14 protein-coding genes are annotated in these 17,392 nt (G+C 72.5%); 11 read left to right on the top strand and 3 right to left on the bottom strand.

Features of this window, described 5'->3' with window-relative positions:
* Positions 1 to 88 precede the first annotated feature (88 nt).
* A complete protein-coding gene (locus tag O7597_RS20005; protein ID WP_281580382.1) occupies positions 89 to 1,288 on the bottom strand; it encodes a hypothetical protein in 1,200 nt (399 codons plus the stop codon).
* A gap of 392 nt (positions 1,289 to 1,680) precedes the next feature.
* Between O7597_RS20005 and O7597_RS20010 the strand changes: the two genes are divergently transcribed.
* From O7597_RS20010 to O7597_RS20045, 8 genes are all read left to right on the top strand, one after another.
* On the top strand, positions 1,681 to 3,495 hold the full coding sequence (locus tag O7597_RS20010; RefSeq protein WP_281583282.1) for a hypothetical protein: 1,815 nt from the start codon (positions 1,681 to 1,683) through the stop codon (positions 3,493 to 3,495).
* On the top strand, positions 3,495 to 5,318 hold the full coding sequence (locus tag O7597_RS20015; protein ID WP_281580383.1) for a hypothetical protein: 1,824 nt from the start codon (positions 3,495 to 3,497) through the stop codon (positions 5,316 to 5,318). Before O7597_RS20010 ends, O7597_RS20015 begins: the two co-directional genes overlap by 1 nt.
* 44 nt (positions 5,319 to 5,362) lie before the next feature.
* Entirely contained in the window at positions 5,363 to 6,028 is a 666-nt protein-coding gene (locus O7597_RS20020) for a GntR family transcriptional regulator (RefSeq protein WP_269739224.1), read from the top strand.
* A gap of 75 nt (positions 6,029 to 6,103) precedes the next feature.
* A complete protein-coding gene (gene atzF, locus O7597_RS20025) occupies positions 6,104 to 7,912 on the top strand; it encodes an allophanate hydrolase (RefSeq protein WP_281580384.1) in 1,809 nt (602 codons plus the stop codon).
* Positions 7,913 to 7,930: 18 nt separating this feature from the next.
* On the top strand, positions 7,931 to 8,620 hold the full coding sequence (locus tag O7597_RS20030) for an isochorismatase family cysteine hydrolase (RefSeq protein WP_269739222.1): 690 nt from the start codon (positions 7,931 to 7,933) through the stop codon (positions 8,618 to 8,620).
* Positions 8,621 to 8,628: 8 nt separating this feature from the next.
* Positions 8,629 to 9,321, top strand: a complete 693-nt coding sequence (locus O7597_RS20035; protein ID WP_269739221.1) for an isochorismatase family cysteine hydrolase — start codon at positions 8,629 to 8,631, stop codon at positions 9,319 to 9,321.
* A gap of 12 nt (positions 9,322 to 9,333) precedes the next feature.
* A complete protein-coding gene (locus O7597_RS20040; protein ID WP_269739220.1) occupies positions 9,334 to 11,001 on the top strand; it encodes a regulator in 1,668 nt (555 codons plus the stop codon).
* 100 nt (positions 11,002 to 11,101) lie between these two features.
* Complete coding sequence (locus O7597_RS20045; RefSeq protein WP_269739219.1) at positions 11,102 to 11,506, top strand: AtzH-like domain-containing protein; 405 nt, start codon at positions 11,102 to 11,104, stop codon at positions 11,504 to 11,506.
* A gap of 41 nt (positions 11,507 to 11,547) precedes the next feature.
* On the opposite strand, the gene O7597_RS20050 is transcribed toward O7597_RS20045, so the two are convergent.
* Positions 11,548 to 12,147: a hypothetical protein gene (locus O7597_RS20050; protein WP_269739218.1), complete on the bottom strand. Its 600-nt coding sequence runs from the start codon at positions 12,145 to 12,147 to the stop codon at positions 11,548 to 11,550.
* A gap of 49 nt (positions 12,148 to 12,196) precedes the next feature.
* Positions 12,197 to 13,960, bottom strand: coding sequence for a hypothetical protein (locus O7597_RS20055; protein WP_332317173.1), 1,764 nt, complete (start codon positions 13,958 to 13,960; stop codon positions 12,197 to 12,199).
* Between the two features lie 157 nt (positions 13,961 to 14,117).
* On the opposite strand from O7597_RS20055, the gene O7597_RS20060 reads away from it, so the two are divergent.
* From O7597_RS20060 to O7597_RS20070, 3 genes are all read left to right on the top strand, one after another.
* Positions 14,118 to 15,413, top strand: a complete 1,296-nt coding sequence (locus O7597_RS20060; protein WP_269739216.1) for a PQQ-binding-like beta-propeller repeat protein — start codon at positions 14,118 to 14,120, stop codon at positions 15,411 to 15,413.
* Positions 15,414 to 15,532: 119 nt separating this feature from the next.
* Positions 15,533 to 16,201 (top strand): response regulator transcription factor, encoded by a 669-nt coding sequence (locus tag O7597_RS20065; protein ID WP_269739215.1) that lies wholly within the window; start codon positions 15,533 to 15,535, stop codon positions 16,199 to 16,201.
* Entirely contained in the window at positions 16,198 to 17,385 is a 1,188-nt protein-coding gene (locus O7597_RS20070) for a HAMP domain-containing sensor histidine kinase (RefSeq protein WP_281580385.1), read from the top strand. The genes O7597_RS20065 and O7597_RS20070 overlap by 4 nt, the downstream gene beginning before the upstream one ends.
* Positions 17,386 to 17,392 lie beyond the last annotated feature (7 nt).

The following is a 17,392-nucleotide window of genomic DNA, read 5'->3' on the forward strand; positions in this document are numbered from 1 at the left end:
AAGTTGTTGTCACCGCCATCGGCGTGGCATGACAACAACTTCATGATCAACCCGGGTGGTCGGGGGTCGGGGGGTTGGGGGGTTGGGGTTAGCGGCGGGGGGAGCCGGCGGAGCGGTAGTGGGTCTTCTCGGCGGCGGCGAGGCTGAAGGTCTCGCGGCGCTCGGGGAGGGGAGCCACCACCAGGCCGGGGCGGTCGACCAGGCGGATCGTGTTGGGTGGCACCGAGAGCGCGGTGTCCTTGGTGGCGCGCCAGCTCAGCACGACCAGCGGCTGATCCGGCACCGGCAGCTCGTAGACCTGCAACGGGTTCGTCCGGTCGGCGGGGGAGAGCACCACCGCGCCGTCGTCGGCGGGCCGGTACACCACCGCGCTCATCGTGCCCTCGGCGCTCTCCCAGGTGAGCTGCTCCAATTCGGCCGGCTCGCCTCCGTCGAGCGACAACTCGCCGAGCGTACGCACGGCGAGTTTCGCCATCGGCCAGGACGCCGGCACCGACTGCGGGACGTCCCGGTCGCCGACCCGCCGGTCGATGCTGCCGAACGGGCCGTCCTCGTCGGCCAGCAGACAGGTGTCGAGGCCGGTCAGGGCGCGCCGGCCGGAGCCGCTCTCGTCGCGGACCAGCGGATACCGCGGGGCGGTGATGCCGGTGCCGAGGTCGAGCAGCCGGTCGGTGGCCCGGCCCCGAGGCAACGACTCGGTGGAGCGCAGGGTGGCGGTGACGGTCACCGCGCGACACCGGGGCACCTCGACGGGGTTGGTCAGGCCGTCGCGGTCGGAGACGATGCGACCGTTCGGCCCGACCAGCCGCCGGACCCGTTCGGAGGTCAGGTAGCGCCGGCCGTCGGCGGACTGGACCGGCAACACGTCGGAGTAGACCAGGTAGCCGGGGTCGGTGTACTCGGTGGCGTGACTGACCGTGTACCGATCGCCGTCGCCGGTGAGCTGGAGCAGCCAGGACGCGGCCTCGCCGGGTACCGAGGCGGCGACCAGGGCCAGCGGACGGCCGTCGACCTCACCGGAGAAGAGGATGCCGGAGGAGGGTACGTGCACCCGGTCGTCCACGGGCGAGCGCCAGTCGCGTACCGCCTCGGTGACGGCGGCGGTCGCCGTGGTGTCCTCGGCCAGGGAGCCGCGCGGCGGCCACACCGTCAGGGCGCCGTCCATGCTGTCGTAGCCGACCCGCAGGTCCCGTGCCTGACGCTCGGCGACCGGCCCGCAGGCGGTGACCGCGATCAGCAGGGTGGACAGGCCGGTGGCGGTCAAGCCGCGCCAACGGGCTGGAGCCACCTGTCACGCCCCCGATCGGATCGCGTCGTCGTGTCGGAGGGCAATAGTACGAGATGTCCCGCCGATGCTTCGGGGCACCGTACGCTGCGTCGCGCGGTCACCACACCGGCCACAGGGGACACCGCGTCTGACTTGGGGCACTTTCCCCACTCGGGTAGACTCCGCCGACTGTGACGCCTGCCGAGACCCGCGCCGCCGCGCTGCCGAGATCCGCCGACGTCGCCGACTCTCCGTCCGAAGTTGTCACCGTGGGTGACGAGGTGCGCAACGACGCCGACGCGGCCATCGCGCGCACACCGGGGACCGCACCCATCGTCGAGCCGGCCACGGTCCAGGCCGTGGCGATCGACGCCACCGAGGCACCCGCCACCGAGGGCGGGGCGGACCGGCAGTTGCCGGAGACCGCGCCGGCCGACGGTACGCGGGGTGCCGACGGCGTCGAGGCCGCTCCGGACCGCCGACGCCGGTTCCGGTGGACTCCCCGGCGACGGGATCTCGCCGTCTTCGGCGGGTTCCTGGTGACCGCGCTCTGGGTGACCAGCCAGATCTGGATGGACCCGGCCGGGCGGGTGGCCTCGCTCTACAGCAGCGACCCGGCCCAGGTGCAGTTCTTCCTCGCCCACTCGGTACGAGTGGTCCTGCACGGTGAGTTCCCCTTCTTCACCGAGCAGTTCAACTACCCCGACGGGGTCAACCTGATGGCCAACACGGCCATCCTCGCCCTGGGCATCCCGATGGTGCCGGTGACCCTGCTGTTCGGACCGGCCGTGACCTTCGTGCTGCTGGTCACGCTCGGTCTGGCCGGGACCGCCTCGGCCTGGTACTTCGTGCTGTCCCGGCACGTGGTGAGCAACCGGTTCGCCGCGGTGGTGGGTGGCTGGTTCTGCGGCTTCTCACCGGCGATGTTGTCGCACGCCAGCTGGCACCCGAACATCATCAGCCAGTTCCTGCTGCCGTTCATCGTGTGGCGGGTCATGGTGATCACGAGGTCGACCCGACCGTACCGGGACGGTGCGCTGCTGGCCCTGCTGGTCACCGTGCAGGCGTTCATCAACGAGGAGATCCTGCTCTTCACCGCGATGGGCTGCGGGATCTTCCTGATCGCGGTGCTCGTCCAGCGACCCGGGCTCTGGTCGGCGGCCTGGCGACCGTTGGCCAAGGCGCTGGCCACCTGCACGGTGATCGCCGGCGCACTGCTGGCGTACCCGCTGTACATCCAGTTCGCCGGCCCGATGGCGTATCACGGGCTCAGTGACGCCGTGCGTGACTACGGCAACGACATCGCCGCCTACTTCGCCCCGGGTTCACCCACCATCGGCGGCAACCAGCGGGCGAACGTCAACCTCGCGCCGAACTACTCGGAGGAGAACGCGTTCTTCGGGTGGAGTCTGGCGCTGATCGCCGTCGGGATCGTCCTCTGGCTCCGGCGGGAGGTGCTGGTCCGGGCGCTCGCGGCGACCGCCGCCTTCTACACCATCCTGTCCCTGGGCGAGCGGATCAGCTGGTGGGACCGGGAACTGGTCGTCGGTCCCTGGGAGTGGCTGGTCCGGCTGCCGCTGCTCGACGCGGTGGTGCCGACCCGATTCGGCATGATCACCAGCGTGGTGGTGGCGATCCTGCTGGCCCTGGCCATCGAGCGGACCAGCACGCTGTCCATGGACCGGCGGACGGTGCGTACGCTCACCGCCGCCGGTCTGGTGCTCGCGTTGCTGCCGATCACCCCCATGCCGCTGCCGATGACGTCCCGCCCGCCGGTGCCGGACTTCATCACCTCCGACCGGTGGCGCGCCTACGTCGCGCCGGACCAGACCCTGGTGCCGATCCCGGTGCCGAGCATGGGCAACACCCACGGCATGCGCTGGGCCGCCGCCACCAACCTCGACTTCAAGATCCCCGGTGGCTACTTCCTCGCCCCCCGCAACGGCAACACCGGCGACCCCGGTCGCTTCGGTGGCCGACCCAGTGGCATCGGGAAGCTGCTGGAGGAGGTGGCCACCACCGGCCGGACCCCTGAGCTGACCGACCGCCAGTGGCGCCGGTCCCTGGACGAGCTGCGGTATTGGCGGGCGGCGATCCTGGTGCTGCCGGTCCGGCAGCCGCACTCGGAGTCACTGCGGCAGACCGTCGAGCAACTGGTCGGGCCGGCCCGGCTCGAACTGGACGTCTGGGTGTGGGACGTACGGTCACTCACCGACCCCCGGGCCTGATGTCGGTCGGTACGCTCGATCGGGAGGCGCAGGTCCGCCCCCGTCGCCGTTGGCGGCTCCGCCCGGGTACGCCTGACCTGGCGGTGGTGGTCGGCTACCTGGCGCTGGCCGGCTGGCTGACCAGCCGGCAGTGGGGCCGACCGGACCGGCTCTTCCACCAGGCCGGCGACCAGATCCTCTTCGAGTGGATGCTGGCCCACGCCGCCCGGGTCGTGTCCGGCCGCGCTCATCCACTGTGGAGCGATGCGCTCAACGCGCCCGACGGGGTGAACCTGATGGCCAACACCTCGGTGCTCGGCCTCGGCGTCCCGCTGGCCCCGGTTACCCTGCTGTTCGGCTCGCAGGTGGCGTTCGGGGTGGCGGTGGTCGGGTGCCTGGCCGGCACGGCCACCGCCTGGTACGTACTGCTGCGCCGCCGGCTCGTCGAATCCCGGCTGGCCGCCGCGGTCGGCGGGCTGGTCTGCGGCTTCGCGCCCGGCATGGTCGCGCAGGCCGGATCGCACCTGCACATGGCCGCCCAGTTCCTGGTGCCGGTGATCCTGGCACTGGTGTTCGCCGTCGACCCCGCCGATGCGAACGTCTCCTCGTCGGGCGCCTGGTCGCGGGTGTGGCGCCCCGGGGTGCTGCTCGGTCTGGTCGTGACCTACCAGGTCTTCCTCGGCGAGGAGGTGCTGCTCCTGGTGGCGCTCGCCGCCGGCGTCCTCGTCGTCGGGTACGCGCTGGCCGACCGGGCCGCCGCACGCCGGCTCGCCCCGGCCACGGTCGGCCGGATCGCGGTCGGCGCGGTGGTGGCGGCGGCGCTGCTGGCCTACCCGCTGTGGTTCCAGTTCTTCGGCCCCGGCCACTACCGGGGGATGCCGTTCCACGCGTACGGCTTCCAGTTGGACGCCGCGTCGTTCACCGCCACCGCCCGGCAGACCGTCTTCGGTGACCACCGCCTGCCGGCCCTGCTGGCACCCAACGCCACCGAGGAGAACTCCTTCTTCGGGCCGGGTCTGCTGGTGCTGGCCCTGGTCGTGACGGTGTGGCTGTGGCATCGGCCGCTGGTCCGGGCGTTGGCCGGCTGCGCAGTGGTGTTCGCCCTGCTCTCCCTCGGCCCCCGGGTACGCCTCGACGGAGCGTTGACCGACCTGCCCGGCCCGTACCGGCTGATCGCCGAGCTGCCTCTGCTCGACCACGTGGTGCCGGCCCGGTTCGCGCTGGTCTGCGTGCCGGTGCTGGGCATCCTGCTCGCCCTCTCGGTGGACCGGGTGCGACGTCAGCCGGTCGGCACCGCGACGCGACCGGACGCGGTGCCGGTGCGGCTGCTCTGGGCCGGCGCGGTGGTCGCCGCGTTGCTGCCGCTGACCCCGACCCCGATCCGTACCGTCCCGGTCTGGCAGGTGCCGGCCTTCGTGGCGGAGGGCACCTGGCGGGCCTACGTGCCGGCGGGGCAGACCGTGGTGGCCGTGCCGCCGGTGACCAACGCGGGCCAGAGCCCGGCCATGCTCTGGTCCGCCCGCACCGACCTGGCCTTCACCGCACCGGGTGGATTCTTCATCGGCCCCCGTTCGCCGGACGATCCGGCGGCCCGGTGGGGCGCCCCGGACCGGCCCACGTCGCTGCTGCTGCGCCGGGTGGCCGACACCGGTGAGGTGCCGCCGATCAGCGACACCGACCGCCGGCAGGCGGTGGCAGATCTGAGGCACTGGCGGGCGGCCGTGGTGGTCCAGGGTGGGCTGCACCACGGTGACCCGGTGCGCCGGACGATGGAGGCGCTGCTCGGCCCCGCCCGAGAGATCGACGGTGCCCTCGTCTGGGATGTCCGGCCTCTCGTGGCCTGACGCGTCCGCCGGAGGCTGCGGCGGCAGGTGGCACACTCGTCGGGGTGAACGACGTGGCCGCATCGCCGGCGGAGGGCGAGCTGGAGAGTGTCAGTCTGGTGGAGCTCGCCGCCGCCCGGCTGACCCGGGAGATCCTCAGCGGCCGGAGTGATCCCGGCGAACGGCTGGTGGAGGAGCAACTGACCCGGCGGCTCGGAATCAGCCGCGCGCCGCTGCGCGAGGCGTTGCGGCTGCTGGCGCAGCGGGGTCTGGTCGAGCACGTCCCGCGCCGGGGGGTCCGGGTCGCGACCCTGTCCGATCGCGACGTGCGGGAGCTGTACGAGCTGCGTGACGTGCTGGAACGCTTCGCAGTGCGGTCGGCTGTCCCGGTGCGTCGGGACAGTGACCTCGCCGGACTGCGGGCGGCGCTGGACCAGATGCGGGGGGCGACCCGGGACGGCGATCGGCTCGCGGTCGCCGAGTCGCACCGGGCGTTCCACGTCGCGCTGGTGGCGCTGGCCGGCAATCGGCAGCTCTCGGCCGTGTACGACTCGATACTGGTGAAGTTGCAGCTGTACATGGCGATCAACCTGCGCCGCGAGGCGGAGGTGGCGCAGCCGCAGGACGGCGTCCACCGGCACGAGCGGCTCTTCGAGGCGGTCGCCGCCGGTGACCCGGAGCTGGTGCTCGCCGTGCTGTCCGAGCACGGGGCGCGCTCGTATCTCGGCTAGCCGCACCGGCTGGCCGTCATGCCGCCGTTACGTAGCGCGCGGTTTGCCGAAACACAACTGTCGACAATCGACTGTATGCCAGAGCGGATCGGATCGATCTCGGAGCTGCGGTCGGCGTACCGCCACGGCGGCCTGACCCCCACCGAACTGGCGGAACAGGTCCTGGCCGGGCTGTCCGGAGCGGACGGCGGGCCGGTCTGGATCACCACTGTGCCGGCCGGCCAACTCCTCGCCCGCGCCGAGCGGCTGGCCGCCACCGCCGACCCCGCGACCCTGCCGCTGTACGGGATACCGTTCGCGGTCAAGGACAACATCGACGTCGCCGGCATGACCACCACCGCCGGCTGCCCCGACTTCGGGTACTCGGCCGTCGAGGACGCGCCCGTGGTGCGCCGGCTGCTCGACGCCGGTGCCCTGCTCGTCGGCAAGACCAATCTCGACCAGTTCGCCACCGGCCTGACCGGGTCGCGTTCGCCGTACGGCAGCTGCGCGAGCGTCTTCGGCGGCGGGTTGATCTCCGGCGGTTCCAGCTCCGGCTCGGCCGTGGCGGTCGCCGCCGGCCAGGTCAGCTTCGCCCTGGGCACGGACACGGCCGGCTCCGGCCGGGTGCCGGCGGCGCTGAACGGCATCGTCGGCCTCAAGCCCACCCGGGGCCTGCTCAGCACCGCCGGAGTGGTGCCCGCCTGCCGCTCGCTCGACTGCGTCTCGGTCTTCGCCACCGACGTCGCGGACGCGGTGGACGTGCTGCACGCCGCGCGCGGCGTCTCGGCGGCCGACCCGTGGGGGCGTCCGCTACCGGCGGAGCGGGTGGTGGCCCGCATGCCGGGCACGCTACGCCTCGGCGTGCCCCGCGCAGAAGACCTGGAGTTCTTCGGCGACGCCGGACAGTCGGTCCGGTTCGCCGCGGGCGTGCAGGCGCTACGGGGTCTGGTCGGCCAGGTCGGGTCGGTGCCGTTGCAGAGCTTCCTCGAGGCGGGCGAGCTGCTCTACCAGGGACCGTGGGTGGCCGAACGGCTCGCCGGGCTGGACGGCTTCCTGCGGGAACACCCCGAGGCGGTCCTGCCGGTGACCCGCGGCGTGCTGGAGACCGGCCGGCGCTACGACGCGATCGACGTCTTCCGGGGGCAGCACCGGTTGCGCGAGTTGCGGGCCCAGGTCGACCAGCTGTGGCACGAGGTCGACGTGCTGGTGGTGCCCACCGTCGGCACGACCTTCACGCTCGCCGAGGTCGCCGAGGACCCGATCGGCCGCAACACGGTGCTCGGCCGCTACACCCAGTTCGCCAACCTGCTCGACCTGGCGGCGGTGACCGTGCCCAACGGGTTCACCGCGGCCGGCCGGCCGGCGAGCCTGACCCTGCTCGGCCCCGCGTTCAGCGACACCACCCTGGCCCGACTCGCCGCCGCCTTCACCGCCGCCACCCGAGCCGTCCCCGAGGCCACCGCCCCCGTCGCCGCGCCGCCCGGGTCGGCGCAGGTGTTGATCGCCGTCGTCGGCCGGCACCTGGCCGGCGAGTCCCGCAACGCGGAGCTGACCGAGCGGGGCGCCACTCTCGCCGGTGCCGCCCGCACCGCGCCGCGTTACCGGCTCTACCGCCTGGAGACGGCCGACGGCGCAGGACTGCCCGGCCTGGTCCGGGTCGCCGACACCGACCCGGACGGCCATCCGATCGAGGTCGAGCTGTGGCGGCTGCCGGTGGCCGCCGTGGGTGAGTTGCTGGCCGGGGTGCCGGCCCCGCTGTCGCTGGGCTGGGTTCGGCTGCACGACGGGCGGGACGTGCTCGGTTTCCTCTGCGAGGCGTACGCGGTCGATTCGGGTGCCGAGGACATCAGCGCCGCCGGCGGGTGGCGGGCCTACCGCCGGGCCGCGGCGCAGCGGAGTTGACAACCGGAGGAGGAGAGGATGGGCAGCATCGGGCCGGTAACGGCGAACCCCTACCCGTGGCCGTACGACGGCATGGCCGACACCGCGCGTACCGCACTGCTCTGCATCGACTGGCAGACCGACTTCTGCGGCCCGGGCGGCTACGTCGACGCGATGGGCTACGACATCGGCCTCACCCGGGCGGGGCTGCCGGCCACCGCCCGGCTGCTGGAGCACGCCCGGTCGCTCGGCATGCTCGTGGTGCACACCCGGGAGGGCCACGACCCCGACCTGTCCGACCTGCCGGCGAACAAGCGCTGGCGGTCGGCGCAGATCGGCGCCGAGATCGGCGGGGCGGGCCCGTGCGGACGGATCCTGGTCAAGGGCGAGCCCGGTTGGGAGATCGTGCCCGAGGTCGCCCCGGCGCCCGGCGAGGTGATCGTCGACAAGCCCGGCAAGGGCGCCTTCTACGCCACCAATCTCGACCTGGTGCTGCGTACCCGGGGCATCACCCACCTGATCCTCACCGGCATCACCACCGACGTCTGCGTGCACACCACGATGCGCGAGGCGAACGACCGGGGCTACGAGTGCCTGATCCTCGCCGACTGCACCGGTGCCACCGACAAGGACAACCACGACGCCGCGCTGCACATGGTGACCATGCAGGGCGGCGTGTTCGGCTGCGTCGCCACCTCCGACGCCGTCATCGCCGCCACGACCATGTGAGGTGAGCCATGTTGACAGTTGCCGCGGCGCGGCCCTTCCCGTACACCTTCGACCCTGCGACCACCGCGCTGCTCGTCATCGACATGCAACGCGACTTCCTGGAGCCCGGCGGCTTCGGCGAGAGCTTGGGCAACGACGTCGGCCAGCTGCGGCGGACCATCGCGCCGCTGACGACGCTGCTGTCCGGTGCCCGGGCCGCCGGACTGACCATCGTGCACACCCGGGAGGGGCACCTGCCCGACCTCTCCGACTGCCCACCGGCCAAGCTCAACCGGGGCCTGCCGAGCAAGCGGATCGGTGACCCCGGGCCCAAGGGCCGCATCCTCGTGCGGGGTGAGTACGGCCACGACATCGTCGACGAGCTGGCGCCGCTGCCCGGCGAGCCGGTCATCGACAAGCCGGGCAAGGGCGCCTTCCACGCCACCGGGCTGGACGCCCTGCTCGCCGAGCGGACCATCCACAGCCTCCTGGTCACCGGGGTGACCACCGAGGTGTGCGTGCACACCACGGTCCGGGAGGCCAACGACCGTGGGTACGAGTGCCTCGTGCTCGCCGACTGTGTCGGGTCCTACTTCCCGGAGTTCCATCGGGTGGGGCTCGACATGATCGCCGCCCAGGGCGGCATCTTCGGGTGGGTCGCCGACTCGACCGACGTGCTCGCCGTGCTGCCCACCACCCCCGTGTTGCAATCCTCCTCCTGACCGGGAGCAGCCATGGTCCCCACCAGACCCTCCGTCGTGTCGCTGCCGTACTGGGTACGCGGCGACACCAACGCGTTCTTCGGTTTCGGCGTCAACGTCCTGGTAAATGTGCTAACCCTGACCGGGCTCTGCCTCTTCGTGGTGAACCTGCCGGAGCGGGAGGTGTTCGGCACGATCCTGCCGGCCCTCGGCATCGCCCTGGTCGCGGGCAACATCTACTACACCCACCTGGCCCGTCGGCTGGCCCGGCGGGAGAACCGCTCCGACGTGACCGCCCTGCCGTACGGGCCGAGCGTGCCGCACATGTTCATCGTCATCTTCGTCATCATGCTGCCCATCTACCTCAGCACCGGTGACCCGGTGCGCGCCTGGGAAGCCGGGCTGGCCTGGGCCTTCATCATCGGCGTGATCGTGCTGATCGGCGCGTTCGTCGGCCCGTACATCCGTCGCTACACGCCGCGCGCGGCGCTGCTCGGCACGCTCGCCGGCATCTCCATCACCTTCATCTCGATGAACCCGGCCGGCCAGATGTGGCGGCTGGCCTGGATCGCCCTGCCCGTCCTGGCGCTGCTGCTGATCGGCCTGCTGACCGACGTCAAACTGCCGTTCAACTTCCCGATCGGGCTGGCCGCCCTGCTGCTCGGTACGGCGATCGGCTGGCTCGGCGGGGCGATGTCGGTGCCGGACGTCACCGCGGCGGCCCGGGACATCGCGTTCGCCGTGCCCACCTTCCAGCTCGACCTGCTGCTGCGCGGGCTCTCCGACATGGCGCCGCTGCTGGCGACCGCGATCCCGCTGGGGGTCTACAACTTCACCGAGGCGATGACGAACGTGGAGAGCGCGGCCACCGCCGGGGACAACTACAACCTGCGCAGTGTGCTGCTCGCCGACGGTGCCGGCGCGGTCATCGGTTCCGCCCTCGGCTCGCCGTTTCCCCCGGCGGTATACGTCGGCCACCCGGGCTGGAAGGCCGCCGGTGGGCGTACCGGCTATTCGATGGCGACCGGGGTCGTCATCGCGCTGCTCTGCTTCCTCGGGATGTTCTCCCTGCTCGGCGCGATCTTCCCGACCGCGGCGATCGTGCCCATCCTGCTCTACATCGGGCTGCTGATCGGCGCCCAGGCGTTCCAGGCGACACCCCGGGCGCACGCCGCGGCGGTGGTCGCGGCCCTGATACCCAACATCGCGGCGTGGGCGACCGGGCAGATGAACAATGCCCTGGCGGCGGCCGGCACCACCGCCGCCGAGGTGGGCGACGAGGCCCTGGCCGGCGCCGGGGTGGTCTACGACGGCCTGCGGATCCTCGGCGAGGGGGCGATCCTCGCCGGTCTGGTGCTCGGCGCGATCGTCGCCTTCATCATCGACAAACGTTTCGTCCAGGCGGCCATCTTCGCCGCCTCGGGCGCGGTGCTCGCCTTCATCGGCCTGATCCACGGCGAGGAGGTGCAGTGGAACGCCAACGGACAGGTGGCGCTCGGCTACCTCTTCGTGGCGGTGATCTGCGCGATCTTCGCGCTCGGCAAGTACCCGCCCCGGGTGCCCGAGCCGGAGGAGGCCGAACTGGACCGCCTGCACGGCGGGGACACTCCGGCACCCGCGACTCCCGCCGGCACCGGCCCGGCGGTGGCCACCGGCGCGCCGGCCGGCGACGAGAAGCGCGAACCGGCGGTGAACAACTGAGCTCCGGCCGGGCGGCGGTGCGGCCCGCACCAGCCCGCCGCCGCCCGGCCGGGTGCGCCCACCCCACGTCCCACCCGCCGTCAGAAAGGACCCTCGCCGGATGGAGATCGACCGGACGGACGTGGTCGCCGAGGTGACGTCGGCCTTCGCCGGCTACGAGCGGGCGCTGGTGGCCGGCGACGTCGACCGGATCTGCGGATACTTCTGGGACTCCGGGGCCACCGTGCGCTTCGGCCTCGCCGACCACCAGTACGGGCTCGACGAGCAGCGCAAGTGGCGGGCCGGTCAACCACCGCTGCCGCCCGGCCGCCGGCTGGTCGACACGGTGGTCACCGCGTTCGGCGCGGACCTCGCCGTCGTCACGACCCGGTTCGGGTACGCCGGCGGCGCCACCACCGGCCGGCAGACCCAGACCTGGGTGCGCCTACCGGAGGGCTGGCGCATCGTCACCGCCCACGTCTCCGAGCCGCTGCCCGGCCCGCACCACCCCGCCGACCCGGGCTGATCCGCTCGCCGGGCCACCCGTGCCGACCAGCACTCCCGTCGTCAGAGCTGCGGAACTGCGTCGTCAGCGGGCTCGGCCGCCAGGAACGCCCTCGCCCGGCGCGCGTCGCGGACCACCGCGACGGCCGCGACCGCGAACCCCCCGGTGATGACGGCGGCGATGATGACGAAGGCCGGCGCCCACTGGAAGAATGCCTGCCCGACCTGCACCAGGCTCAGGGCAGCCATGGGCAGCAGGAAACCGGGCTGATCGACCATCTGCGCCGCGACCCGACGCAGCAGGCGCAGATCCTCGTCCAGGTACGGGGCGTCACCACGTACCTGCCGGACCAGCTGCCGGCGGCGCGACCAGCTCTGCGCCCACAGCACCGAGCGGGCGTTGCGGCGGTAGTAGCCGCTGCGGACCAGCCACCAGAAGCCGCCCACCGCGAAGACCAGCCCGCCGACGGTGAACACCGCGCCGAGGACCTGCGCCCAGCCCGGCGGGCCACCGTCCCAGAAATCGGAGTCCACGGCGACGACACCGGACGCCGCGAGAGCGGCACCCAAGACCAAGGAGGCGACCATCGTTGCGACCACCACCAGCAGAAAGCGGCGGCGTCCCCGCCGCACCCGCTGCTGCGTCGATCCGTCTTGACTCATCCCGCACCCCCGTCCACTCTCGACGGTCGATACCCGTGCGGTGGTCGCGTCACACCCGGTCGCGTACGTCCCAGAGCCAGACGTCGTCGACCCGCTGTGGCTCGCCCAGCAGGGCGGTCAGCAGTTCCCGCAGCACCGGCTCGCGGGGATGCGCGCCGAGCACCACCACCGACGCCCGCCAGAAGCGCAGGTCCGCCACCGCCTGCCGACGGTTCTCGTCGCTGATCTCGGGCAGCTCACCGGCGTCCATGGTCTGGTAGATGAGGGTGCTGGTGGGCCGGTTCGGCGCGCCGAAGACACCCTCGCCGTCCTCGTTCGGGCCGATGAAGTAGCCGGCCGGGATCGGGAAGTCGTGCCCGGTCAGCGCGCTCCACCGCAGCGTGGACAGGCCGTGCACGTTGCTGGGGATGGGCACCGGCACCAGTGTGCGACCGTCCGGCACGTACGGTCGCCAGGCCCCCGAGGTGATGAAGGTCGGCGGCGCGTCGATCGGCTCGGCCGGCAGCGGACGGGGCAGCAGCGGCAGCAGGGCGAGAGTGATCGCGGCGTACCCGACGACGTGCTGCCAGCGCAGCCGCCGCCGGTCGGTGGCCACGGACTGCGGGGCCCGGGGAGCCGGCACCGGTGACCGGTGGCTGCCGGCCACCGCGTCCCAGGCCAGTGCCAGCAGCACGCCGAGCGCGGCGGTGGTCACCAGGGTCAGCCGGGTCGGCATCATCATCTCGACGAGTGGCAGGTCCGCCGGGATGTACGACCACGGGCCGGCGATCCCGGTCAGTTCGCCGTTGAACCGGATCTCCGGGCCGAGCGCGGCGACCGAGAAGACCACCACCAGCACGGCCAGGATCCGGGCCACCAGCGAGCGGCGGACCAGCAGGACCAGGGCCACCACCGACAGCAGCACCAGCGGCCAGCCGAACCAGGTGTTCTGCTCGGTCATGCCGATGGTCGCCTCCACCGCCTCGTCACCGGCGATGGTGTCGCGGGGGAAGGTGACGAAGGCGACGACGTCCTCGCCCCAGCTGTGGAACACCCCGCCCTGCAGCCCCCGGTAGGACTGCGGGCCGTTGAACTGGAACCAGATCGGGTAGGCGGTCAGCAGCAGCGCCACCGCACCGCCGAGACCCAGTCCGGCCGCGAACGTGCCGGCCCGCGCCCACGCCACGCGCGGACGCATCGCCGCGTACGCGATCACGACGACCAGGCAGGCCAGCGCCGTGAGCAGCAGCATCTCCTCGTTGATGAAGATCTGGTACGCGACCAGGAGCCCCAGCACCAGCCCGTTGCGCCGCCACCGGCCCGGCTCGACCAGCCGGAACACCCGCACCACGATCAGTGGCAGCAGGAAGTTGGAGACGAAGTTGGGCTGGCCGTTGGCGTGGTGCACGATGCCGGGCGCGAAGCCCAGGAAGGCGCCGCCCACGAAGGCCGCCGCCCGGGAGCGCACCAGGTGTCGCGACAGCATCCAGTACGAGGTGCCGGCGGTGGCGGCCAACGCCCCACCCAGGTAGAGCGCGTAGACCACCTGGGGACCGAGCAGCATGGTCAGCGGCGCCAACGGCAGCGTCACCCCGAGCAGCGAGGTGTTGGCCATCATGTTCACCCCGTCCGGGGCGTTCTGCCGGGCGGTGAAGAGCGGATTCTCCAGGTGCTGCACCGAGTACGCACCGTGTGCGAACAGCCACTCGAACCAGCTGTGGTCGGTGGGCAGGTGCGACGAGACCCGGTTGTTCACGTCCGCCCAGTAGTTCAGGCAGACGACGACGCCGAGCAGCACGTAGGCTCCGATGGCCAGCACGTCGGCGCGTGTCAGTCGTCGCCGGGGACGTGTTGTCGTTGATCGCGTCTCGACGGTCTCGGAGACGGGGTTCAGCGAGGGATTCACCACCGGCACAGCCACGACGGGCCATCGTACAGGCGGAACCACGCCAACCCGCCGCGCGTCCGGTGTGTGTCAGGGGAGGACAGGCGTGACGTTGATCGACCTCGGTGAGCTGACCGAGCAGACCGATCCGCCAGTGTCACGCCGTCGGTCCGGGCCGGGTGGCCGCCGGCTGGCGATCGTGGTGGTGGCACTCGTCGCGCTGCTGACCCTGGCGGGCGGCGCACCGCCGGCCGGGCGGATCCACGCGATCGTGCCCGCGGCCCTGGGCAGCGATCTGTTCATCGCCGCCGGTCTGGTCTTCACCGTCTCCCCGGTGCCCGAGGCGACCGACGGCAGCCAGGAACTGCTCGCCTATCCGCGTCCCGATCGGCCCACCGACGCCCCGCAGCGGCTGACACCGCTGTGGCGGGTGCCCGTGCCGTTGGGCAACCGGGTCTACCGGGTACATCCGGTCGCCGACGCCGGGGTCCTGGTCGCCATGGGCCGGCAGGACGCCGGCACCAGCCAGACGCTGCGACTGGACGCCCACACCGGCGAGGAACGCTGGCGGGTACCCGGCATCGCGGTTCTCGACCTGCCCGGCCGGGCGCTGCTGCGTACCTTCACCGACAGCGAGCCGAACGTGCTGAGGGTGATCGAGCTGGCCGACGCCCGTGAGGTGTGGTCCATGTCGTTGTCGGCGGCCAGCGTCGACTACCGGCAGCGGGACGACGGAACGCTCGACGGCATCGTGGTGGCCACGGTCGACGGCGAGGTCCAGGTGATCGACCCGACGACCGGGACGGTGCGGCACCGCCTGGCACCGTCCGCCGACCACGCGAGCGGCTACCAGCAGGCGTGGGTGACCGGCGACCTGGTGACGGTGGTACGCAACTCCAGCAGTATCACCGCGCTCAGCGTCGACGGCCTGGCCCAGCGCTGGCAGGTGACCGTGCCGACGGCGACCTACGTCACCGGCTGCGGGCCACTGCTCTGCGCCGGGCTGGCCGGCGGCGGGTTGCAGGTCCTCGACCCGGCCACCGGGGCGCTGCGCTGGAGCAGTGACGACATTCTCGATCTCGTGCTGGTCGACGAGCACAACGTCCTCGCGGTGGCGCGGAACACCAACGAGATGCTCACCCTCGACCTGGACACCGGCGCGACCCTGACCGAGCACGGTTCGTGGAACATGGTGGCCCGCTACGAGTACACGCCGCAGGTGCTCGTGGTGCGTCCGGTGGCCGAGGTGGGGCTGGTGCTGGCCCGGCTCGATCCCACCGGGGCACCGGCCCGCCGGCTCGACCTGCTGCCCGACGCCGGCGGTGACTGCCAGAGCCGGTACGACCTGCTCGGCTGCCGCCTGCGCGACGGTGGCTACGGCATCTGGCAACTGCCCGACTGATCCCGTGCCGGGCGACCGGCTCGCGCCTGCGTCCCGGCCGGTGTGCCGGGCACCCGTCCCGGGCGGCTTGGTCGGCGGCGTTACGTTGTCGGTGGTCGGCGGGCGGAAAAGGGGCGGGCATGCGGGTACTGGTGGTCGAGGACGAGCGCAACCTCGCCGACGCGATAGCGCGGGGGCTGCGCAAGCGGGGCATGGCGGTGGACGTCGCGTACGACGGCGACAGCGGCCACGAGATGGCCTTCGTGACCCGGTACGACGTGGTGGTGCTCGACCGTGACCTGCCCGGCCGGCACGGCGACCAGATCTGCGCGGAGCTGGCCGCGTCCGGTGAACTGACCCGGGTGCTGATGTTGACCGCCAGTGGCACGGTCGCCGACCGGGTCGAGGGTCTGCAACTGGGTGCCGACGACTATCTGCCGAAGCCGTTCGCCTTCGACGAACTGGTCGCCCGGGTGCAGGCACTGGGCCGTCGCGCCACCCCGGCGGCCCCGCCGGTGCTGGAGATCGCGGACCTGGTGGTGGACCCGGCCCGCCGCACCGCCACCCGGAACGGAGTGCCGGTCGAGTTGACCAACAAGGAGTTCGGCGTGCTCTGCGAGCTGCTCAAGGCCCGGGGTGCGGTGGTCTCCAGCGAGGAACTGCTGGAACGGGTCTGGGACGCCAACACCGATCCGTTCACCACGATCGTCCGGGTCACCGTGATGACGCTACGTCGCAAGCTCGGTGATCCACCGCTGATCGAGACCGTGGTCGGTGCCGGCTACCGGACGGCCGAGGTCGTGCAGTGACGGGCGCGGCCCGCCGGCTGCCCGCGCTGCGGCGACCCTCCCTGCGGTTACGCCCCACGCTGCGGCTGCGGCTGACCCTGCTCAACGGCGTGCTGCTGGTCGGTGCCGGCGCGATCCTGGTGCTGCTGGCCTGGCTGCTGGTGCGGGACGCGTTGCGCCCCACCGACGAGCTGCTGCCCGGCACCACGGTGGTGCTCGCCGACGGGAGCACCCTGGAGGCCGCCGCATGGCAGCAGCGGCTCGTCGACGCGGCCTCCGGGGAACTGCTGGCCAAGGGGCTGGCCGCGCTGCTGGCGATCGGCATCGTCGGCGTGGTCGGGGCGTACGCGGTCGCCGGGCGCGCGTTGCGCCCGCTGCACCAGGTCACCGCCACCGCGCGCCGGCTCGGCGAAACCACGCTGGACCAGCGGATCGGCTACTCCGGGGCGGACGACGAGGTGGCCGAGCTGGCCGACACGTTCGACGCCATGCTGGACCGGATCGCCGCCGCCTTCGAGGCGCAGCGACGGTTCGTGGCCAATGCCTCGCACGAACTGCGTACGCCGCTGGCGGTGATGCGTACCGAAATCGACGTGACGCTCAGCGACGACGACGCGGACGCGGCCGAGTACCGCCGGATGGCGACGGTGGTCCGCGACGCCTCCGAGCGCGCCAACGGGCTGGTCGACGCGCTGCTGGTGCTGGCGCGCAGCGAGGCGCAGGCCGGCCAACGGCTCGGCCGGCGCAGCGAGTTCGACCTGGCCGCCGGCACCGTCAACGCGCTGTCCGCGGTACGCCGGGAGGTGGAGCGGATCAAGCTGGCGGTCCAGACGTCGCTGGAGCCGGCACCGGTGGTGGGTGATCCCGGGCTGCTGGACCGGCTGGCCGGCAACCTGATCGAGAACGCGGTCCGCTACAACCACCTGCACGGCCGGCTCTGGGTGCGGACCGGCTCGGACGGGCAGCGGTCCTGGCTGGTGGTGGGCAACACCGGCTTCGAGGTGGACCCGGCCGACGTGCCGGGGTTGTTCGAGCCCTTCCGGCGGGGCGGCCGGGAACGTACCGGGGCGCGCGGGTCGGGCCTCGGCCTGTCCATCGTGCGCGCGGTCTGCGACGCGCACTGCGGCACGGTGACCGCCGTCGCGCAGCCCGGCGGCGGCCTGGAGGTGACGGTAAGCCTGCCGGCGGCCGAGGCCGCCCGCTGACCCGTCG

The sequence above is a fragment of the Verrucosispora sp. WMMC514 genome (assembly GCF_027497295.1).
Taxonomy (GTDB): Bacteria; Actinomycetota; Actinomycetes; order Mycobacteriales; family Micromonosporaceae; genus Micromonospora; species Micromonospora palythoicola.